At 42.2% G+C, this 21,194-nt stretch carries 21 protein-coding genes and 1 pseudogene; 4 read left to right on the top strand and 18 right to left on the bottom strand.

The genetic code is table 11. The features are described from left to right. Nucleotides 1–2: 2 nt before the first annotated feature. From AHMF7605_RS19445 to AHMF7605_RS19365, 16 genes and pseudogenes are all read right to left on the bottom strand, one after another. Entirely contained in the window at nucleotides 3–1,274 is a 1,272-nt protein-coding gene (locus tag AHMF7605_RS19445) for an Nramp family divalent metal transporter (protein ID WP_106931702.1), read from the bottom strand. Between the two features lie 306 nt (nucleotides 1,275–1,580). After that, entirely contained in the window at nucleotides 1,581–2,501 is a 921-nt protein-coding gene (locus AHMF7605_RS19440; RefSeq protein WP_106931701.1) for a helix-turn-helix domain-containing protein, read from the bottom strand. A 12-nt stretch (nucleotides 2,502–2,513) separates the two neighbouring features. Next, on the bottom strand, nucleotides 2,514–3,413 hold the full coding sequence (locus tag AHMF7605_RS19435; RefSeq protein WP_106931700.1) for an NmrA family NAD(P)-binding protein: 900 nt from the start codon (nucleotides 3,411–3,413) through the stop codon (nucleotides 2,514–2,516). Nucleotides 3,414–3,597: 184 nt separating this feature from the next. Further along, nucleotides 3,598–3,999, bottom strand: a pseudogene (gene vapC / locus AHMF7605_RS30590) (type II toxin-antitoxin system tRNA(fMet)-specific endonuclease VapC). Continuing rightward, the gene (locus AHMF7605_RS30585) at nucleotides 3,999–4,187 is read right to left on the bottom strand and encodes an antitoxin (protein WP_262512388.1); all 189 of its coding nucleotides are present in this window, start codon (nucleotides 4,185–4,187) and stop codon (nucleotides 3,999–4,001) included. Before AHMF7605_RS30585 ends, vapC begins: the two are co-directional and overlap by 1 nt. Before the next feature lie 248 nt (nucleotides 4,188–4,435). After that, nucleotides 4,436–5,200 carry an SDR family NAD(P)-dependent oxidoreductase gene (locus AHMF7605_RS19415; RefSeq protein ID WP_106931698.1) on the bottom strand — a complete coding sequence of 255 codons (765 nt, stop codon included), beginning with the start codon at nucleotides 5,198–5,200 and terminating at the stop codon, nucleotides 4,436–4,438. 91 nt (nucleotides 5,201–5,291) lie between these two features. Next, nucleotides 5,292–6,224, bottom strand: coding sequence for a helix-turn-helix domain-containing protein (locus tag AHMF7605_RS19410; RefSeq protein WP_106931697.1), 933 nt, complete (start codon nucleotides 6,222–6,224; stop codon nucleotides 5,292–5,294). 302 nt (nucleotides 6,225–6,526) lie between these two features. Further along, entirely contained in the window at nucleotides 6,527–7,357 is an 831-nt protein-coding gene (gene lgt / locus AHMF7605_RS19405; RefSeq protein WP_106931696.1) for a prolipoprotein diacylglyceryl transferase, read from the bottom strand. 48 nt (nucleotides 7,358–7,405) lie between these two features. After that, the gene (locus AHMF7605_RS19400; protein WP_106931695.1) at nucleotides 7,406–7,606 is read right to left on the bottom strand and encodes a hypothetical protein; all 201 of its coding nucleotides are present in this window, start codon (nucleotides 7,604–7,606) and stop codon (nucleotides 7,406–7,408) included. Beyond that, nucleotides 7,593–8,099, bottom strand: a complete 507-nt coding sequence (locus AHMF7605_RS19395) for an RNA polymerase sigma factor (RefSeq protein WP_106931694.1) — start codon at nucleotides 8,097–8,099, stop codon at nucleotides 7,593–7,595. The genes AHMF7605_RS19400 and AHMF7605_RS19395 overlap by 14 nt, the downstream gene beginning before the upstream one ends. A 244-nt stretch (nucleotides 8,100–8,343) precedes the next feature. After that, entirely contained in the window at nucleotides 8,344–8,703 is a 360-nt protein-coding gene (locus AHMF7605_RS19390) for a hypothetical protein (RefSeq protein WP_106931693.1), read from the bottom strand. Continuing rightward, nucleotides 8,687–8,911, bottom strand: coding sequence for a hypothetical protein (locus AHMF7605_RS19385; RefSeq protein ID WP_106931692.1), 225 nt, complete (start codon nucleotides 8,909–8,911; stop codon nucleotides 8,687–8,689). The genes AHMF7605_RS19390 and AHMF7605_RS19385 overlap by 17 nt, the downstream gene beginning before the upstream one ends. Nucleotides 8,912–9,070: 159 nt before the next feature. Further along, nucleotides 9,071–9,877, bottom strand: a complete 807-nt coding sequence (locus AHMF7605_RS19380; RefSeq protein ID WP_106931691.1) for a hypothetical protein — start codon at nucleotides 9,875–9,877, stop codon at nucleotides 9,071–9,073. Between the two features lie 95 nt (nucleotides 9,878–9,972). Next, complete coding sequence (locus AHMF7605_RS19375) at nucleotides 9,973–11,445, bottom strand: hypothetical protein (RefSeq protein ID WP_106931690.1); 1,473 nt, start codon at nucleotides 11,443–11,445, stop codon at nucleotides 9,973–9,975. A 247-nt stretch (nucleotides 11,446–11,692) separates the two neighbouring features. Further along, complete coding sequence (locus AHMF7605_RS19370) at nucleotides 11,693–13,237, bottom strand: aldehyde dehydrogenase family protein (protein WP_106931689.1); 1,545 nt, start codon at nucleotides 13,235–13,237, stop codon at nucleotides 11,693–11,695. Nucleotides 13,238–13,598: 361 nt separating this feature from the next. Beyond that, nucleotides 13,599–14,705, bottom strand: a complete 1,107-nt coding sequence (locus tag AHMF7605_RS19365; RefSeq protein WP_106931688.1) for a DNA alkylation repair protein — start codon at nucleotides 14,703–14,705, stop codon at nucleotides 13,599–13,601. A gap of 204 nt (nucleotides 14,706–14,909) precedes the next feature. On the opposite strand from AHMF7605_RS19365, the gene AHMF7605_RS19360 reads away from it, so the two are divergent. From AHMF7605_RS19360 to fabF, 4 genes are all read left to right on the top strand, one after another. Continuing rightward, nucleotides 14,910–15,497, top strand: a complete 588-nt coding sequence (locus AHMF7605_RS19360; protein WP_106931687.1) for a TetR/AcrR family transcriptional regulator — start codon at nucleotides 14,910–14,912, stop codon at nucleotides 15,495–15,497. A gap of 122 nt (nucleotides 15,498–15,619) precedes the next feature. Beyond that, on the top strand, nucleotides 15,620–16,387 hold the full coding sequence (locus tag AHMF7605_RS19355) for an SDR family oxidoreductase (RefSeq protein ID WP_106931686.1): 768 nt from the start codon (nucleotides 15,620–15,622) through the stop codon (nucleotides 16,385–16,387). 22 nt (nucleotides 16,388–16,409) lie between these two features. Continuing rightward, nucleotides 16,410–16,643, top strand: coding sequence for a DUF2798 domain-containing protein (locus AHMF7605_RS19350; protein ID WP_106931685.1), 234 nt, complete (start codon nucleotides 16,410–16,412; stop codon nucleotides 16,641–16,643). Between the two features lies 1 nt (nucleotide 16,644). Continuing rightward, on the top strand, nucleotides 16,645–17,895 hold the full coding sequence (gene fabF / locus AHMF7605_RS19345) for a beta-ketoacyl-ACP synthase II (RefSeq protein WP_106931684.1): 1,251 nt from the start codon (nucleotides 16,645–16,647) through the stop codon (nucleotides 17,893–17,895). Nucleotides 17,896–17,945: 50 nt separating this feature from the next. Here the strand turns inward: fabF and AHMF7605_RS19340 are convergent, their stop codons facing one another. Further along, the gene (locus AHMF7605_RS19340; protein ID WP_106931683.1) at nucleotides 17,946–19,562 is read right to left on the bottom strand and encodes a Na+/H+ antiporter; all 1,617 of its coding nucleotides are present in this window, start codon (nucleotides 19,560–19,562) and stop codon (nucleotides 17,946–17,948) included. A 220-nt stretch (nucleotides 19,563–19,782) separates the two neighbouring features. Next, nucleotides 19,783–21,132: a Gfo/Idh/MocA family protein gene (locus tag AHMF7605_RS19335; RefSeq protein ID WP_106931682.1), complete on the bottom strand. Its 1,350-nt coding sequence runs from the start codon at nucleotides 21,130–21,132 to the stop codon at nucleotides 19,783–19,785. Between the last annotated feature and the right edge of the window lie 62 nt (nucleotides 21,133–21,194).

Below are 21,194 nucleotides of genomic sequence, written 5' to 3'. Positions count from 1 at the left end.
ACTTACTTTAGAAATAGCTCGTTTACATTGCTGCCCGCCAGAAAAATTAAAATCAGCAAGCCCAAGGCGCCAAAAATTTTAACGGCAAACGAATTTTTTAAATCACCCATAATCCGGGAGTCGTTGGCAACAAAGTACAAGGCTAACCCAATAAAAGGAACCAGAAAAATGGTAATACTTTGGGCAAAAACAATTAATTCTAAAGGCAATTTACCGAAAACAATGGCAATGGTAGCCCCGATAATCATTACCAAAGCAATTAAAAATCGCACCATCCGATTATTCAGTTGACTGCCATAACCCAGGGCATCGCCCAGCAAGGTTCCTCCCACACTGGCGTTACCCACCAGCGAAGAAAAAGCCGCCCCGAATAAACCCATTAAAAAAAGAATGGAAGCATACCGGCCGAAAAGCGGTTCTAAGGCTTGGGCCATATCCGAAGCACTAGCTACCGGAATACCTTTGGGATGTAAAACCGCAGCCGCACAAATTAAAACAATGGCGCTCATTAAGCCCAGAATAAAAATACCGGTAATGCTGTTGCGGTTCGTTTCTTTTATTTCCGGATTTATCTTAATTCGTTCCTGCACCAGGTAAGACTGGTAAAATGCCCCGACAATAGAAAAACAAGAAGCCGTAAAAGCAATGACTAAGCCCAACGACCCGGCCGGAATAGTCGGGATAAATCCACCGGCCACTTCCGTTAGACCGGGTTTCGTCAGAAATAAAGTAGTAATAAAAGCAAACAGCATCAGAGCAATCAGAAAAAACATTAATTTTTCCATTACCTTATAAAAACTCCGGAAAAAGAGCAATGCCATGCCTAAAATATTGAATACCACAATCCAAAGAATGGGCGAGGTATTGCTGGCTTCGGCGATAGAAATTCCTACTCCTACAGAATTACCCGCTTGGAAAGAAGTGGTAACGAAGAAAATACCTACTCCAATGGCAATGGCAGCAGCTTTTCCCCATTTTTGCCGGATAGTACTTAGTAAAGATTGCTGGGTAGCCACGCCAATCCGGGCGCTCATGGTGGTAAAGATGGTCATGAAAAAAATAGCCACCACAACTATCCACAAAAGCGAGAAACCATAAACCGCTCCTAGCTTAGACGTAATGGTCATTTTACTCGGACCAAAAACCAAAGCGGCCGTAATGATACCCGGCCCTAAGGATAATAACCCTTTTTTCAGATAATTATAAAACCCGGTTTTAGATGGGCCTGGGGTAGAAGAAACAACACTAGTTTTGCTATCAACTTTACTATCCATTTAAGTGTAGGTCTAGATTTATCTAAAACATAAAGCTAATTAAGCTAAACCGCAAATAAACTGTTGATTTTAAATCTACTTATTCTTTTCCTGTTTTTTGGGCAGTAATTCTCTTTTAATTAGTACGTAAAATTAGTACGTAAAATTTAAACAATAACTTCGCCGAGGCACTTAAATGAATACATAAAAATGGATATGATATTTATTGAGTAAGGTTAAAGCGTAAGGTACGGAAGTAAATCCGCGCCATATAGAGCAGAGCAAATGGAGCCCAGTATCCGGACATCATTTCTAATTAAGCGCAGCCTAGTTAAAGGATTGCCGGAATTCTAGCGGCGACAGGTTGGTTTTGCTGCGGAATAATTTGCTGAACGATTGGGAATGTTCAAAGCCTAGGGTAAAAGCAATTTCGCTAACCGATAACGCCGTGGTAGATAATTTTTCTTTGGCTTTTTCGATGAGTTTATCGTGGATGTGTTGCTGCGTGCTTTGGCCGGTTAAAACCTTGAGTAAGCTGCTTAAATAGGTAGGCGATACGTTTAATTCTTCGGCAACAAATTGCACGGTGGGTAAGCCTTTTTCGGTTAAGGCCTGGCTGTTGAAATATTCGTTTAATAGTTCTTCCAGCCGGTTTAGAATTTGGTGGTTGGTAATTTTCCGGGTGAGGAACTGGCGGTGGTAAAACCGTTCGCCGTAGGTGAGTAATAATTCCAGTTGGGCAATAATTACGCTCTGGCTGAACTTATCGATATTGGAATGATATTCCTGGGCAATGTTCTGCAGAATGTTCGTTAGGGTAAGTTCTTCTTTTTCTGACAGAAATAAGGCTTCGTTTACCGCGTAGTCGAAGTACTCGTATTGCTTAATAGTTTTGGCTAAAGGCGTATTCCATAAAAAGTCGGGATGGATGAGTAACATCCACCCCGACCGTTTTACTTCTTTACCCAGGCTGGGCTCTATCCCATACACCTGCCCCGGCGCTATAAAAAACAGAATACCTTCGTCAAAATCATATTGCTGCTGCCCATACTTAAATTTAATATTGAAATTCCTTTTCAAGGCAATAGAATAAAAGTCCAGCACCAGATTCTGCGGTTCCTGCCCGGCAAACACGGGCATTGTTTCCATATTGATTACACTAATTAAAGGATGTTCCGGCTTGGGAAGCCCCATTTGCTGGTGGTATTCGCTAATGGTTTTAAACCGGTGCGGTGGGAGGGTAGCCATAGGACAATATACTTACTTTTGTTGAAAGGCCGCGGCAAACTCTTGGGCAAAATCGCTCAGCTTTACTTTACCCATTACGGCGGGCCGGTTGCGGTAATAATCTTCGGCTAATAAACCGCTGTGCAAGGCGCCATACATCTCTACTAAACCAGCCGCTATTGCCGGATTCATGCCGATAGTGGTTAAAGCATTTAGATTTTGTTCATCCGGAATAATAATCCATTGCAGATCCGGTTTGCCGATAACAGTTCCTAAAATCCGGGCGGTTTCCGTGCAAGTCAGTTCCTCACTGGCTACATAGCGCACTTTACGCTCCACCTGTGCGTTTACGAGTTCTTCGGCTACAACTGCGGCAATATCTACCGGCGAAACCCAGGGTATCACGTCATCGGCTCCGTAGTTGGCAGCAATCAGGTTCTGACTTTTTATCATATCCACATAACCGTATAGATTGTAATAGAAAGAAGTTGGTCTGATGTGCGTAATGGCAATGCCCGCTGGTAACTCATTTAAGATGTGCTCAACATCGTGCGCTCCCCGCAAAATACCGTTACCTTTTTCTAAGTGGGCACCAATGCTACTCAGGTTTACTACTTGCTTTACACCGGATTCCCGGATAGCTTGGGAATAATTCTGACCGAGTTGGCGGTAATACCCAATCAAATCCAGAGTAGGATCGAAGTAATTGTTGGGAGGCACCATGGTGTACACGGCATCGGCCCCGGTAAATGTAGCGGTTAAAAAGGCAACATCTTCTAAAGAACCAATGGCGGCAGTGGCGCCTAATGCTTCAATTTTTTCTTGTTTTTCGGGCTTGCTGCTGATGACGGTAATTTTATGGCCTTTCTGAACTAATTCTTGGGTGAGGGGCTGGCTGATGTGGCCTAATGAGCCGGTAACTACAATTTTCATTTTCTATGTTTTTTAGTTTCTACAAAGGTCAGTAGTTACTAAAAAGCCGGTGTAGCCAAATCTATGGTTATTGTAGCCGTTTCTTAACTTATGAAGTAAATCTGCGCCCAAATATGAGGTAATGGAAAAGAAGGAAATTCTGAAGAAAGTAACCCAACTCTTGCATAGTCATTGCTAGCGGTTTTTATTCTGCCCAATTTTCGATTTTCAGTTCTGCTATTCTGGTAAACTCTTTCTCATTGTTAGTTACTAAAATCATATTTAAACTTAATGCATGGGCGGCAATGAAGGTGTCCAGTGGCCCAATAGGCGTTCCTTTTCTTTCTAAATCTGCTCTTATTTTACCGTAAGTTCTTGTTGCTTCAGAATCAAAAGCCAAAATGTTTAGCGGAACCAAGAATTAGATAAGGGCATCTAAATTTTTGTCAGGATTAGTACTTTTTCATATGCCATATTCCAGTTCAGCTAAAGTAATAGTCGAAATGGCAACACTTCCTAAAGGTAATTCTTTAAACTTTTCAAGTACAATAGCTGGCTTTCTTTTAATAATATAAATACAAATATTCGTATCCAGTAAGTATTTCATTAATCAAAAGTCTCCCGAGTTTGATTATCTACTTGGTTTCTTTCTCCCATAAAGTCAGGAGTGAACTTATCCAAACTTTCAAAAAGATTTTCCCATGGATTATGGAAGGGTATTAAGTATAAAGCATTGCCTATTCTTTTAACATATACCTTATCGTCATCAATTTTAAAATTCTCCGGAATTCTTATTGCTTGCGCGCCGAAGTCGTTTTGGATGTTAAGGATTTCAAAGGCCGTAATGGCTATTTTTAGCTGATGTATAAACTTAACGATTTATTCCGATTTTTTATTTTCATAAAAATAGTGATGGTTTAAGTATTGCCATACCGGAAATTTATAGTTTAAGGTTCAATACAGCCTAAAAGTAAAAAGCTGACTTGGAACGTTCCAAGTCAGCTTTTTACAATAACACCTTATTGGCAACAGCACTTTTAATTTTACAAATTCATTCCGCCGGAAACTTCAATCCGTTGGCCGTTAATCCAGCGGGCCTCTTCGGTGCATAAAAACGCTACTACGCCGCCAATATCGTCGGGTAAACCTACGCGGCCTAAAGCGGTAATGCCCGCAATTTGAGCGTTTACGTCTTCATTATCGCGTACGTGGCCGCCGCCAAAATCGGTAGCGATAGCTCCGGGCGCTACTACATTGGCCGCAATGCCACGTGGGCCTAGCTCTTTAGCCAAATACCGGGTAAGCACTTCAATGGCGCCTTTCATGGAACCATAAGCCGAAGAACCCGGAAAAGAAAAACGCGCCAATCCTGAGGAGATATTGATGATCCGTCCGCCATCATTGAGAAACGGTAAGGCTTTTTGCGTTAAGAAAAATACGCCTTTGTAATGAAGGTTCAAGGCCGTATCAAACTGCTCTTCGGTGGTTTCGGCAAAAGGAGCGTAGAGGGCAGTGCCGGCATTATTAATCAAAAAATCAAAGTTCGGACTACCGGTTTGTTCTTGTAAATGGGTGGTTACTTGTCCGAGAAAATTACCAAAAGATTTGATGTTTCCGGCATCCAGTTGAAAAGCAAAGGCTTTTTGACCTAAAGCTTGTATTTCCGAAACTACTTTATCGGCTTCCGGCTGGTTGCTGTTATAGGTAAGCACCACATCAATCCCTTTTTTGGCTAAGCTAAGAGCCATGTTTTTGCCTAATCCGCGGCTCCCGCCGGTAACTAATGCGATTTTATTATTTGTAGCCATATTTTTAAATTTTATACTACAAAGGTGGCGCAATTTACCGGGCAGGTGTTTGCACGTATCAATCCATTATTTGCAAAAATCAAATAGCACCTCAGGAACGAAAAGCCAGTGGCGACAAACCGGCTTGTTTTTTAAAAAAGTTAGAAAAATGGGCTACTTCTTCAAAACCTAAGGCATACGCAATTTCCGACACATTCCAGTCGGTTTGTTTGAGTAATATTTTGGCTTCCTGGGCCAGGCGGCCGCTAATAAAGTCAGAAGTGGTTTTGCCGGTATTTTCTTTTAAGACCTTATTTAAATGGTTCACGTGAATGGCTAACCGTTCGGCATAATCTTTCGCGGCCCGTAATTCTAATTGCTGTCCCGGGGAGGTAATGGGAAACTGCCGTTCCAGCAACTCCACGAACAATCCGGTAATTCGGGCAGTAGCATTGTGGGCGGTGTATTGGGTAATATCCGGTTGTAATTTCTGACCGTAATGGATTAACTCTAACACATAATTGCGCAGCAAATCGTATTTGAAGGGGTAGTCCGAAGCCAGTTCCTGAAACATCTTCTCGAACAGCTGCTTTAATTCTTTCACCTGATTTTCATTTAATTGAAAGACCGGGTAACCGCCCGGTTTAAATATAGGCAGTTCGTCCAGAATGACGCCGCTCCGCGAAGTAGCCAGAAACTCCTGCGTGAAAATGCAAAAATAACCCGACTGCTGTTCATCCTGCGGAATATAGTTATACGGTACTTTGGGCGAGGCAAACAATAAACCGTGCTTGGGGATGTCAATAACTTTGTCGGCGTATTCCGCGCGATTGTGACCGTTAATCAAACTTATTTTATAGTAAGTCCGCCGGTTGTAAGGCATAACCTTGGTTTCCTTCAGTTTCTTCCGCGTACTGGCAATACTAAACACGTTAAAATGCCCAATTTCTTTATTGATGCCGTCCGGTAAAATGGTTTCGAGTTCGTTATTATTCACGAACCCCATTTCCCGGTAAAAATCCTGCAACGAAGCAATGCCTATCATATCTATTGTTTGCGAAATTCAAATATAGGCATTTTATTCAGTTAGTTGGATTTGCCTAATTATTTCGCTTTTTTGGCCGAGTCGGATAAAGGAAATAAATGGAGTTTCCACTAATAGTTTCCATAATCATAGTAGCCGGAAAAATTCAAAAAACTGTTAATGGATTTAGCCAGAGAAGAAATCTATTTTAAGCTTGTAAATTAAAGTTATAACCTTGTTGGGAATAAAGCTGTTGCCAAATAGAAGTGTTTAAGTAATGGCAGTTGTTGAACGCAGTTTAAATGCAACTAAGACTACAACCACTACGCGGCCGGCGGTTCTTTAACTATAATCGATTGCTTCTGATTCTTTAACACCAGCAGGATAAACCCCAGCAGAATAAAAGGAATACTGAGCAGTTGCCCCATATTCAGCAACATGCCCGCTTCAAAAACCGATTGATCGGCTTTAAAGAATTCCAGCAGGAACCGGGCAAGGAACAGTAAGACCAGAAATAACCCAAAGATAAAACCGGGCTTTCTGTTCAGCTTTGGTTCCAGGGTATGGAGCAAAATAAAAATCAGCAGATAACTAATAGCTTCGTAGAGCTGCCCCGGATGCCGGGGAATGAGGTCCACCCGTTCAAAAACAAAAGCCCAGGGCACCGACGTAGGCCGGCCAATGATTTCTGAATTAAACAGATTGCCTACCCGAATGAGACAGCCCGCCAGCGGACTAACCAACGCCAGCTTATCCAGTATCCAAAACAGCGCTACCTGATACCGGTAGGAATATAAGCTAACGGCGATTAATATGGCCATCACTCCCCCATGACTGGCTAATCCTTGAAAACCGGTAAACGCTAACTCTGGTTGGAAGCGGACTGGTAGAAAAATTTCCAGGGGGTGCTGGGAGTAATACGCAAAATCGTAAAACAAGCAATGCCCCAATCGGGCGCCGATAACCGTTGCTATTACCACGTAGATGGTCAGCTTTTCCAACATTACCCCGGCTACGCCTTCCGCCCGGAACTTCTTACGCAGTAAAATATAGCTGAACAGAAAGCCCGAGGCAAAAAGCACAGAATACCACCGGAGGGCATAAAAACCAAAGTCAACAAGGATTCCGTCCGGAACCCAATGGATATAGGCCATAACAAAACAAGGAAAAAAGTAGAAAGAAAATTTAAAAAAGTAAGGCTATCAGATGGCGCAGCCACCATTCACGCACAGCAGTAAAAAAGCGTAGAGCAAGGTGTTTTGCGTTACTCTGCTGAATACTAACCCCGAAGCCTTCCTTGGTTTGGCTTCGATAATGGATAGTATTTCTTCCTCTTCCATCGCCGGGAGGCTATGCATTACCTTGTATTGTTGCCAGCCAGATTTAAGATTATCGAGGTTCATAATGCTTAATTTTAAATATTTTTTGCAATTGCGCTTTCACCCGGCCAAAGCGGGTGCTCACATTGGTCTCGGTTAGGTGTAAAATGTCCGCAATTTCGCGGTGGCTATATCCTTCCAGATAAAGAATCACGAGGGCCTTATCCACGTCGGCCAGCAGATTAATGGCTTGTTGCAGTTGCTGCACGGCATCGTCGGCAAAAATGGGTACGACCCCAATATTTAAATTAACCTCCGAGTAAGGCTCGGTAGCTACCCGTCTTTTTTCTTTCTTGTTTTGGTTCAGGATGGTATGCAAAGCCACCTGATAGATCCAGGTGCTTACTTTAGATTCGTGGCGGAAGTTGGGGTAAGCCCGCCAGAGCTGCAGCACAATATCTTGCCGGCAGTCTTTTCGATCTTCGGGAGCGGTATAATAGATAGCACACAGGCTGTTGATGAGCCTTTGGTGCGCTTGAATTAACTGGATAAACTCCTTCTTATCGGACTGATTCATTCCTGCTGTTGTCTTCTTATAGTATTAGTAGCCGAAAAGGAGATTTTATCACAAAATATTTGCTATTTTTTTGAAAGCTGGAAAGGATTGTCCTTAAAATTTATTTTGGATGAGCAAGAATGGATACGTGTCCTTTTACTGTATTCAGTATGGTTAAATGATGCCCAATGTTTAGTATCTACATAGCCCGAAGCGCAGCAAGGGTTTTGTAGATACTAAACATTGGGCGAGGTGCTTATTTTTATTAGCGCTTATTTTTGATAAGTTCTTTTAATTCTTTGGTTGATATTGATGCAGTCTCGGACTTGTCATAGATAGTCAACAAGTAAACCGTGATTTTCTCGTTTATACTTTTTTCAACCATTGCTACTATTTCGCCGTCAATATGTGTAATCACTCTTGCACCGCCACTTTTACCTTTGCCTTTGCTTTTAATGGACAACCTTATTTTGTAAGAATTGCTGCCTAGAGGTGTGCCTAGTTGAGGGTTACTGGTAAGGTCTTTCTCCAATGCCTCCAGTTCATTTATCAGGGATGGGTATTTCTTTATCAGGGACTTTGCACGCTTACTGAAGTTGTTGGTAACCCTAATCTCTGTTTTCATTCAGAAAGTCAGTCAGGGCCTGCAACTTCTTACCTGTTTTCCGGGCATGCGCTACTTCCTTCATCGCTTCTTGAATTCCAGTGAGTACCTGCACTTTGTTGTTCAGCTTCTCATAGCGTTGGTTCAACTCTTCCCATTGCTTGTAAGGTACAATAACTGATTTCTTGTGTCCCTCATTATCTATAATAAATTGGATTGGTGTAGCCATGGTCTTATTTCTTTTACTTATTCAAAAATACGCTTTTTACTTTTCCTGTTTTTGCATTCTGCCCAACGTTTGGCTATGAGGCGTGCCGGCACCCAGAATAATCAAATTAAATATCAACTGTGCTGGAATGACTTATATCTTGTGTTGCTAGCAGTAGCATTAGTCTAATCTAAGTTTCTTTACCTGTTTGTTGTACAATTCCTTATTTAAACACTCGACTAGATCTAATAGTCCATCATGCAATAGCTTAAGTCTTTGTTGTCTAAAATCCTTCTTGTTGTTATAGTCCAAGAAGAAATTAATTGTAGGTCGCAACCGAGTCGGCTTATCATTACTTAAATATCCGTCAATCATCTCTTGAAATTTTCCATACCCCAGTATTGATCTCTTTTCTTTGTTGTTCTCAATCATTCCCTCTCCGATGGCCCTTAACTCTTCCCTAAATATTAGTATGTCCTTCCAAGTTGTCCAATCTTTTTTCTCTTCAATTAATTGTCCGTCCGCCAAAGGGATCCTTATCTTTTCTATAATCTCGAGTAGCTTAATTGTCCTTTTAGTGGAGTGACTGTCCAAGAAAGTCATTTCTTGTCGATACAATTCAAGCCAACCAAGTAGGGAACAAAATCTATAAAGGGTACTTACAATTTTGTATTTCAAAAAGTAAGGATCCGTTGCATCATTTGATGCCTGGATTCTCGGTGTGGAGTTGAAGTTGTCTGTGGTAAAAACACTAGTTAGAGTAGAATAATTTTTTATCAATTCATTTAGACGTCTGATTAGTTCAATTGCAGACAATACCAACGGATCGTTATACTTTTTTAATAAACTCTTCAGGGTCCGTTTCTCCCTAATTGAGTCAAAGTATCGAACAAACAAAAAGTCCTTTAGGAAAAGAGCGATTAAGCTACCTATAGTCGTAATTACAGCTCCGATAACAGTAAGTCCTAAGTAGTCTTTCAGTTCCATCTGTTTTTTATGTTATTGCTGGCAACGTTTAGTATATGCGAAGCCCGCAGCGGAGCAAGGGTTTTGTATATACAGTGTTGGTGGAAGGATTTCTTCTATTTAACATTTGAAGCTGATATTTTTCGTCCTGCATCAATAAGTATTATGTTTGGCTTATTGTCGATTTTAAGTTCTTTCAATGCTTTGATTACTTTTTTGAATTCACTGTTGTCAAAGTATAAAATGACTTTAATCGAACTATTGGTATTATTTGCCTTTTCATAAATTTCCACTTGTTTCTCCAAGTTTTGTTTTAGTTTTGAATTTGAGGCCAGTTTAAACTCTATTAGCGTCTTGTCTTTTGCTCCTTTTGATATTGCATAATCAACAGGACCACGGCCATTATTCGCTTCTCTGTTAATATCAAAATCAGAAGCATACCAAGTTAGGCGATAAATAATTTGTAAGTCTTCTTCTCTTTTGATTGGTTCGCCGTCAATGTAAAAAAGTCTGTATCCGTCATTATTCTCAATTACTTGCTTTAAGTAATTAACCCTTTCCAAAGCCTCATCAAAAGAACTTTGCGAACTAATTTTATAAAAGTCAGTATTATCAATGAGTTTTTCAACGAAAGAACTTATTTGGTGAATAAAAACAGTTTCAACTTCTTGAACCCTTTGTTTTGAAACATTCTTTGCTCCTTCTTTATTTTCTTCTTTTTGCTTAATATACCACTTGATAATTTCAGGATACTGCCTTATTGTTTCTTGAATTGCTTGTGTTATTTCTTTTTGGGAATTTTGTTTATTCTTCGGAGGTTTTGGGAGCTTTTTATAAAAATAATTAGATATTTCATTTCGCATTTGATCATTTGGAATGCTGTTACATATTTTCCTAAAGTCGCCTCGCAAGTCATTACTATTAATCCAATTTTCGTCTTTAGTTAAAAGCTCTTTTGGCGTAAGAATTACAAAATCATTGAAAATATATGGAAGTGTAAACTCTTTCGGCATCCATCTTTCAAGTTCATAGTCAAAATAAACCTTGTCAACCATAACAGCATTAAGTTGAATAGGGTCTATATGTTTTTTAGCAAAAGATTCTGTATAGGTTAACAAATATTCTTTTGTTAGATTCGTAGTAAAGTCGCTTATGTTGTCTTTTCCTACACCAAATTCAAATAGCCCAGCCTTTTCGAGATGCGAACTTTCTGTAATCTTTTCTTTGCCCAAGTCGTCAAAAACGATATGCATAGACGAGGACATTGCCTTTCCAAACTTTTCACCTAAACCACTTCCTCCATTTCCAACTTTGCTGTAGCCAAACCAATTTTGTTTTACTTCACGAAACAGATACCAAGATTTAACTTGTGAAATATCTGTTATTCCTTTTTCTGACTTTGACTTTAAAAAAGTTAAATAGTCCAATATATTTTGGTGTAACTCTTGATATTCAGGCTTTTTACTTCCAAAAAGCAGAAAGGGATCAATGAACAATGGCAAATCATTTATTAGTGACACGTTAAATGCGCCGTATTCATCTAGTGTTTCTGGCGAAACATTAAAGAAGTCAGAGAAGTAAATTTTCATTTTAAATTATTCCTTTTTTACGTCCCTTTTTAATATTGCCACCAACTTACTGCTAAACGCCAGTACTGGTATTTATACCACACCCGTTAGCTGGATAAACGTACCTGTATTAACGAATATAGTATATATTTATTCATTTAAGAAATGCCCATAAACAAAAAACCTAGAACCAGCTACTTCGCCAATCCCAGGTTTCCAATGATTTTTTTAAATTTTCAGCCTAAAAGCAATCCAGCAAAATCTTTTTTTAAATTTTCTCCGGCAGTAAAGTAGCATCCTGGTAATTACCGAGCACCAGTTCCGAAGGGGCACCTTGGGTTACAGCTTCTACCAGCAATTTACCACCCACAAAAGCACCTTTCCACGATTCGCCTAAGCCGCCGAAAACTTCTTCGCGGTCGCCACGGGAACGGAGCTTGTTAATGCCTACTTTAAAGGCCCGTACTTCTTTCGCGGTGCGTTGCGCCCATTTGGTATCATCGGAGGCGACGGCAGCTACTAAGGCGCCGTTGGAAATATTCATCTCCCCTACCAGTTCTTCTACCCGATCCACGAGTACTACCGAATCAATCGGCCCGAAAGGTTCTTTAAAGTATAACTCACTTTGGCGCGGTAAATTCACCAGAGCGCGCGGGGCGCGGTACGCCGAACGATCCTGATCTGGTAAAAATAACGAATCATCTAATTTACCTTCGTAGAAAGGCGTAGCACCGGTTTTAAGCGCATTGGTATACAAACGATCCAAATCTTCGGCCTGCCGGCTGTTGATTACCGGTCCAAAATGCAAATCGGGCAGTTTATCGGTGGGGTTGTCAACCAAGGTAGGATTTCCTATTTTCAGGCTGCGGATAGCAGTCCAGTAAGTTTCTAAAAATTGCGGAAATAAACGGCGTTCCACCACAAAACGCACGTAGGCAGTGCAGCGTTGTTTGCCGTAATCGTAGCCTTTTTTTAATTGGTCGCCCAGGTTATTCCAATCGGAAAAATTCCAGATGCCGTAGGTATTCACACCTTCCATTTCCAACATGTAACGCTTGTGCACCGAAGCTAAGGCGTCGGCAATATTGCGGCCGTTGTAGCGGCCACCCACGAAGGAAAGACATTCGATAGCCTGGTCTTTCACCAATACATCGCTTAACTCACCCCCCGAACCGCTAACCAGGGTCACGGGCAAACCACAGCGACGGGCAATCGCAAACGTTACGCTCAACGAGATAAAGCCACCGTCGGTTGGGGTTTTAGCAATAGCCGCGTTGCCGCAAAGTACCTGCACCAATACCGCGTGCATCAGCACCGACATGGGATAGTTCCAGGAGGCAATGTTGGAAACCACGCCCAAGGGCTCCCGGCGGCCCAGCATTTCCTCGATATTATCGACGTACCATTGCACGCCGTCGATGCAGCGGTCGATGTCGGTAAAGCCTAGTTTGTAGGTTTTACCAATTTCCCACATGAGCAATTTACCAATCAGTTCTACGTTATCGCGGAGCTGGTCGAGGCAATCCTGGACGCGCTGTTTGCGCTCGTCCAGGTCTACCCGGCACCAATCGGCGGCTTCGCGGTGAGCGCCGTGTACGGCCCGTAGCGCCGTAGCTTTGTCCAGAAAAGGCAGATTACCCAATACAGAGCCGTCGATGGGCGTTACAAATTCCCGGGGAGTACCCGGTTCCTGCCAGCGACCTTCCATAAGATTCAGGTAATTACCCTGCTGATCGTAAATTTCGGGAGTTACCTGCTTTACCTGCCGGATCAGTTCAGCAAAGTCAACTTGCGGAGAAATAATTTTTGCCATAGTTTAAAGTTATTTCGTAGTAAGAATAAAAATCAGGACTTTCCGGCAAGAGGTTAAACCAGCTATAATCGGGTAAGCCATTGAAATTTTTAAAATTTTTCGCCAAGTACATGATTTTGGCAAAGAGTTTCAAATAGAATTTGCGAATAATTTACTTTACTTGAGCCGCCTAGCTTAATAATTGTAGGCATGCATATCCAGTTTCATTAGCCAATACGACCTCCCATGATAAGAAACACGATCGGACCACTCGCGCTAATTTAGAGAAAAGTCTTTTTTCGGAGAGACAGGGAATGATTACCATGACTGTTCCATAAACAGAAATGAACTTCCGATTTCTATTTCTTTTAAAACGCCAGTTTTATTTGACCACCAAATCGAAAGGTTTAACTTCTTTTTCTTCGCCATTTAAAATTAAACCTAAGCGGTGTTGCCCCGGGTAAAACGTGCGGGTGGTGATCCGTTTAAAACTTTGCCGGCGGGTTATGGTAATTTCTTCCTGGGGGAGAAATAGGCGCTCACTTATTTTAAAGACTTTTTTGGCGTAGGTATTATTTTGTCGCAGGTAGTAAATGGCGTATTCTACCCGGATTATCTGATTCATCGATTGCTCATTTTTAATTTTAAAACTAAATTCCAGGTTATTTCCCATGAAAACCTCCGGGGTATTTATTTTAAAGTTGGCCAGCGTAACGTTTTTAGCCGACAGACCATAATGGTTCAGTATTTCCGGGTGGCCTTGTTTGAGCAGAGTGCGGCAGCCATGTTTTATTAAGGCATCAATTTCTTTGCTGGTCTCCTTCCATTGGGCGGCAATTTGCAGCACAATGGAAGGGTGGTCTTTAGCAATATCGTTCAGGTTATTGGCCACACTCGGCCGTACAATTTCCGAAGAATCATTTTTTAAATTTTCCAGAATGGGCAACACCGGAGAAGGATCTTTCTTTAAAGCCGGCACCGCCATCGCCCAGGGTAGCCGGGGGCGCGAGCCTTCGCTGGCTAAACGGCGCACCTGGTATTTTTCGTGGCGCGACCAGCTTAACATCTGAGCCAGGGTCGGTTCGTAGTAATGCAATAGAAAAGGCCTGATAGCAAATTCGCCGGTAATGTATTGGGTTACGTGTTCCAGCGCTTTTATTGAATTTTCGTAATCGGCTAAGCCGTAGGTTGCAATGTAATCCGGCAAGAACAGAAACTCCAATCGGCCTTCGCTAAAGCCATCGTCTTTTAATTGCGTAATTATAGCGGGCAGCAGGTGAGCCGCCTCGGCAAAATTATCCGGCATAAAGGCCCGCAAAGCTTGAGTAGTATGCCGCATCCGCTCTTTCAATTCCTTTTCCTGGAAATTTTCCGTCAGGATCAGAGAAATAAATATTTGCCTTTCGAAGCCGGGAATTATTTTATTTAAACCGGTAGCTAAAGCATTATAAAAGCTGGGCGAGTAAATATCTTTAAGCAGGTTGCTCATACAAGCTAGGGAATAAGAGAATGATTGGCCGTGTAAATAAACTAGTATTCTCCCAAAATTGACTGTTCGTACTAACTTTAATTAACTGCAAGTTACAGGCGAGTAAATTATCTGATTTAAAATTATAAATTTCTTAAACTTTTTGAGCTATTTATTTGTATAATATACCAAATGGTATAATTTTAAACCATTATTGAAACCAAAGTGAGTAAGGCAGAAAGAACCCGGCAATTTATAATAGAGAAAACAGCTCCTATTTTTAATACCAAAGGGTATGCGGGTACTTCTATCGCCGATATTACCGATGCTACTGGCTTAACGAAAGGCAGTATTTACGGCAACTTCGAGAATAAAGACGAAGTAGCCGTAGCCGCCTTTGAATTTAATTTGGCCCAGGTACAACGAATTATTCATTCCGAAATAGAAAAGCAAACGTCGGCAAAGGATAAATTATTGGTTTACGTACGGGTATACGATAATTTTTTAAAATTTCCTTTTCCGGTGGGAGGATGCCCTATTTTAAACACCGCCATTGAAGCCGATGACACGCATCCAATTTTAAAAAATAAAGCGGCCGATGCCATTACTGACTGGAAAAGCAAAATTTCACAACTGATAAATGGGGGAATTCAAAATAAAGAATTTCGCACCGATGTAAACCCTGACCAAACCGCCCTAACTCTTATTGCCATGATTGAAGGTGCTATTATGATCACCAAACTTACCGGAAAAACCAATTTTCGGAAGGCTATTTTACAATCCGTCGAAAAACTAATTGAAGAATTAACTTAAATTTTTTATTTAAAAATATACCGATTGGTATAAAAATTAGACATAAATCTTATCTGAAAAACTTCTGGCAAGTTGCTAGGCAATCAGTTCTTAAAACGTACATTTTAATCAAATACAACTTTATGAAAACAACTGGAAACACAATACTAATTACCGGCGGGAGTGCTGGTATTGGTTTAGAATTAGCCAAATTATTAACCCAAAATAACAACCAGGTAATTATCACCGGCCGGAATAAGGAGCGTTTACAACGAGCAACTATTCAGCTACCAAATGTAACGGCAATAGTGTCGGATGTGAGCAAAGAAGCGGACGTTACTAATCTGGTAAACACGCTTTACTCGGATTTCCCGGACCTGAATATAGTAATCAATAACGCTGGGCACGCTTTGTTGTATGATATTACCGACCCCACGGTCAATGCCTTCGAAAAAGCAGCCGAGGAAATGCATACTAATTATTTATCGGTTATCCGGTTAAACGAAAAACTGCTTCCCATTTTAAAAAATCAGCCGGAAGCGGCTATTGTAAATGTATCGTCGATTGTGGCTTTTGTACCGGGCGCTTTGGTGGGTTACTCCGCGAGTAAAGCGGCTTTGCACTCGTACTCGCAAGCTTTACGTTTAGCCTTGGCAGAGACATCCGCCATTAAGGTTTTTGAACTCATGCCACCCTTGGTAGATACCGAATTTTCGCAGCCTATTGGTGGCCATAATGGTATTCCGCCCCTGGCCGTAGCCGAAGCTTTCGTAAAAGCGCTGGAGAAAAATGAATACGAAATACGGGTAGGTAATACCGAGCAAATTTACCAATTATTCCGCTCTTCGCCGGAAGCGGCGCTGCAAGTCCTATTTCAATCGCGGAAACAAGCTCAGCCGCAAAACAGCTAAAAATTTTAAAAATCAGAGCGTTATGAAACAAAAAATTGCTTTTGCCCTCCTCATGGGTATTGTTACTACCGGTATTATTTCTTTTACTCTCATCGGAATAAATATTGGTTTCGGGGAGAAGTTTTTGGCAATCTGGCTGCGGTCCTGGCTGATGGGCTACGCGGTAGTTATTCCGGCTATTTTGTTTATTGGTCCTAAAGTGCAGTTATTTGTGCAATATTTATTTAAAGAAAACTCTTGGGAGAAGAGTGATTAATATGAAAAGAGTAGTTATAACGGGTTTAGGAGCCATTACCCCTCTAGGAAATACCGTGGCTGAATTCTGGCAGAATATTGTGGCCGGTAAAAGCGGAGCCGCCCCGCTTACCAAATTTGATGCAAGTAAATTTAAAACCAGGTTTGGCTGCGAGGTAAAGGCGTTTCGGGCGGAAGATTACCTAGACAAGAAAGAACTGAAAAAATACGATTTATTTACCCAATATGCCATTGCAGCCTGTGACCAGGCTATCCTGGATGCCGGCTTGGATTTCAAACAAATATCGGAAACGGAACGGTACGAAGTAGGAGTAATCTGGGGCTCCGGCAACGGCGGCATTGGTACTTTTGAAGAGCAGTTACGGGAGTATCATGCCGGCGACGGAACCCCGCGATTTAACCCGTATTTCATCCCGAAAATGATTGTGGATATTGCCGCCGGGGTTATTTCTATCCGGCATAAACTGTACGGGCCAAACTATTGCACCGTTTCGGCCTGCGCTTCTTCCAATACCGCTATTATTAATGCTTTTGACACTATTCGGTTAGGCAAAGCTACTATAATGGTAGCCGGAGGTTCGGAGGCGGCTATTACCGAAGGGGCAGTAGGTGGTTTTAGCGCCGCCCAGGCTTTATCTAAACGCAATGAAGAACCTGAGAAAGCTTCGCGGCCGTTCGACCAGGACCGGGATGGATTTATAATGGGAGAAGGCGCCGGCGCATTAATATTAGAAGAACGGGAGCACGCCGTAAAACGCGGGGCCCGGATTTATGCCGAATTAATTGGCGGTGGTATGGCCGGGGATGCTTATCATTTAACCGGAACTTCGCCGGAAGGTTTAGGAGCCGCTCTAGGCATGAAAAGCGCCTTAGCGGATGCGCAAATTGGTCCGGAGCAGATTGATTACGTAAATGCGCACGCTACTTCTACCGGAATGGGCGATTTAAGTGAATTGAAGGCTATAAAAAGTATATTCCAGGATTTGCCGGTAGCCATAAGCGCCACTAAATCCATGACCGGCCATCTATTAGGCGCTGCCGGGGCCGTAGAAAGTATTATTAGCGTATTGGCCGTCTATAACAATATTATTCCGCCTACTATTAACGTAGAAAACGTAGACCCGGAAGTGCCCGCAGGGTTAAACCTTATTCTGGGAGAAGCAGTTGCGCAGCCGGTAAACTACGTCATGAACAATACTTTCGGATTTGGGGGCCATACTGCTACGGCTATTTTTAAAAAATATACGGATTAAATAAACAAGGTTTTGCGGAAGAAGAAAAGCAAGCCTGGTAGCCCGGCGGGTTAATCATTCTCAAACTGCTGCCGCAGCTTTTCTTCTTCCAAGTCTAGCAGAGTCAGGTGTTTGCGCACAACATCTTCGTCTACTTCGGCTTTCTTATTGATGGTATGTAATAGTTGCCGTTCTTGAGTAAACAAATTCGTCATAATTTCCCGGTAACTCAAAATGTTTTCACTCTCCCATTTTTCTTCTACGTCGGGTTGATGAAAATAATCTAAAAAGGTAATATCGCTTTGTAAGCGCAACTTCAAACTTTTTATTAATTCGTTGGTATCGCCTGCGCTGGGATACTTTTCCTCGATAAATTTTAAAGCTTCTCTTTTTAACTTTCGCCGTATTAAAAAATCTTGTTCGGCTAAAGATAAGGGATAATCGGTTTCTTGTACGTTTACCCAGCGGATTAGGTAAGGCAAGGTTAAACCCTGAAACACCAACGTAACCAAGATAACCGTGAAAGTGATAAACAAAATAAGGTTTCGCTGCGGGAAAGCTTCGCCGTTGCTCAATACCAATGGAATAGATAAAGCGGAAGCTAAAGAAACTACGCCGCGCATACCGGCCCAACCCACAATAATAGGTCCTCGCCAACCAGGGTTGCTATCGGCCGTCGTAATGTAGCGGCTAATAAATTTGGTAAAAATCGACGCGCCCATTACACATAGTAACCGGGTAATTATTACTACCAATGAAATAAGCAAACCATAAATAATGGCTTCACTCAGGGAAATATGGTCTCCTAACTGTTGCACAATAACCGGCAACTGTAACCCAATTAACATAAAAATAAAGCCGTTGAGCGCAAATCCTACGGTAGCCCACACGTTTGCGCCACGTATCCGGCTCAGGTGACTGAGCATAGTGTGACTGTGATGCGACAGAAATAAGCCGCCGCTAACCACCGCTAAAACTCCCGAAAAATGGAATTTTTCGGCGGTGATGTACATCATGTAGGGCGCTATAAAAGTAAGAACCGTATCCATGCTGGGCGTAGTAGGCAACCACCGGTGAATAGCGTAAAACACAACAGCCACACTTAAACCGACAAGCGTTCCCATTATAATCACCACAAAAAAACTGGTAATCGCTTCGTGAAAAACAAAACCGCCGGATACCACTGCGGTTAAAGCAAACCGGAAAACTATTAAGCTGGACGCATCATTAAGTAAACTCTCTCCTTCCAGAATAGAAACAATCCGTTTAGGCACCGATATATCTTTTAAAATAGACGTAGCCGAAACCGCATCGGGTGGAGAAATTATAGCCCCCAATAAGAAACCTAAAGCCAAAGTAAAACCCGGAATGAGGGCCTGCGAAATAAAAGCAATAACGCTGGCCGTAAGAATGACAATTAAAAAAGCAAACGAACCAATTACCCGGCGCCACTTCCAGAATTCTTTCCAGGAAGTGTACCAGGCCGCTTCGTACAGTAATGGCGGTAGAAAAAGCAAGAATATCAGTTCAGGCTCTACGTGGAGCACCGGCAGACCGGGAATAAAGCTCAATAGCAATCCGCCCAAAACCAGAATAATCGGGTACGAGATTTTGAGCCGACGGGCCAGCATTACCAAAAACAGAATTACCAGGAGTAGCGCAAGGTAAAAGAAGAGGGTATTTTGCATAAGAAAGACAAATCAGTACCTGCCTTAATGTTACTTAAAAATTAGATACAGTATGTTTCCGGATGAGTTTTATTCCTGATTTAAACGAATCTTGTTCAACAATGCTATTAACCTCCGGTCTCCCGCTAAGGTAATAACCCAAGAACAAGCTAAAATATTTGACATAAAAAAACCTTCCGGATGAGAGAAGGCTTTTCTAAATAAACTATAAATATAAAATTTAAATAACACGGGTAACGCCGGGAGTCGGGATAGGATAGTTTCCGTTGGCATCGGGTTTAGTAGGTGTAGGAGCATCCCAGGCAAATTTTTCCGGCATAATGCTTATTTGGGTATTTAAAGCATCGTCCCATTTAATTACTTGTCCGGAATAAGTAGCATTACGACCTAAAATGGCAGTCATGGTGCTTTTTGCGCCGTATTCGGCGTTATTAATAACGCTGCCGCTCCGGATAGCCGCGAACAATTTATCGTGCTCGGTCTGATACGGATCCGGATCGTTTTTAGAACGGTGGTTATAAATAGAGCCGCCTTTTAAGTCGGTAACAATACCTTTTCCGTCGCCAGAGAGCGTAGCGCGACCTTTTGTTCCTACAAACACTTCTTCAACGCGGTTCATAGTGCCCGGCTGGTGGCGGCATTGGCTGTTAAATATTGTACCATCGGCGTAAGTAAATTCAACGTAGTGGTGGTCAAAAATCTCCCCGTGGTCTTTTCCGTTCCGCACCTGGCGGCCACCCATTCCTTGGGCCGATACCGGATAATCATTTTTCACCCAGTTTACCACGTCGATATTATGAATGTGCTGCTCTAAAATATGGTCGCCGCAAAGCCAGTTAAAGTAGTACCAATTCCGCATTTGGTATTCCATTTCGGTTTGGCCTTCTTTCCGGGGACGTACCCATACTCCGGCATTGTGCCAATACGCCTGCGCACTGGTTATATCGCCAATGGCGCCATCGTTAATGCGCTTAATAGTTTCGAGGTAAGCATTCTGGTAACGACGCTGTAACCCAACCACCACATTTAAATTTTTCTTTTTGGCTATTTCAGCGGCAGCTAATACTCTACGAACCCCAGGGCCATCGGTAGCAACGGGTTTTTCCATAAAAATGTGCTTGCCCGCATTCACCGCTTCTTCAAAATGAATAGGTCGGAAACCAGGAGGCGTTGCTAAGATAACTACATCAGCTAAAGGAATAGCTTTTTTGTAAGCATCGAAGCCAACAAACTTATTTTTTTCCGGTACATCAACCCGGCTTTTATCCGGAAACTTAGTAGAAACGGCGGTAAAACTTTCGTCGAGCCGGTCGCGGAAAGCATCGGCCATAGCTACTAATTTCACTTTGCCTTGGGTGCTCAACGCCTGAATGGCAGCGCCGGTACCCCGGCCACCGCAGCCAATTAAGGCTACTTTAATGGTATCGTCGGCACCGTAGCGGGCATAGGCATTGGTTTCGAACGGAAGTTGGCTAATGAGTGCCCCTCCTAAAAGGGCCGCTGATCCTTTAAAGAAACCCCGCCGCGATAGATGGGGAAACGTGTTTTGGAGGTCTTTTTCTTCGCTCATGGTAGTAGTAGCTATTTTAGATTTTAGAATGATTTACAAGTTTGAAAATATTTTTAATAAAT

This window comes from Adhaeribacter arboris (genome assembly GCF_003023845.1).
GTDB lineage: Bacteria > Bacteroidota > Bacteroidia > Cytophagales > Hymenobacteraceae > Adhaeribacter > Adhaeribacter arboris.
The sequence above is the reverse complement of the archived record's forward strand: the minus strand, read 5'-3'. Positions and strand labels throughout refer to the sequence as shown.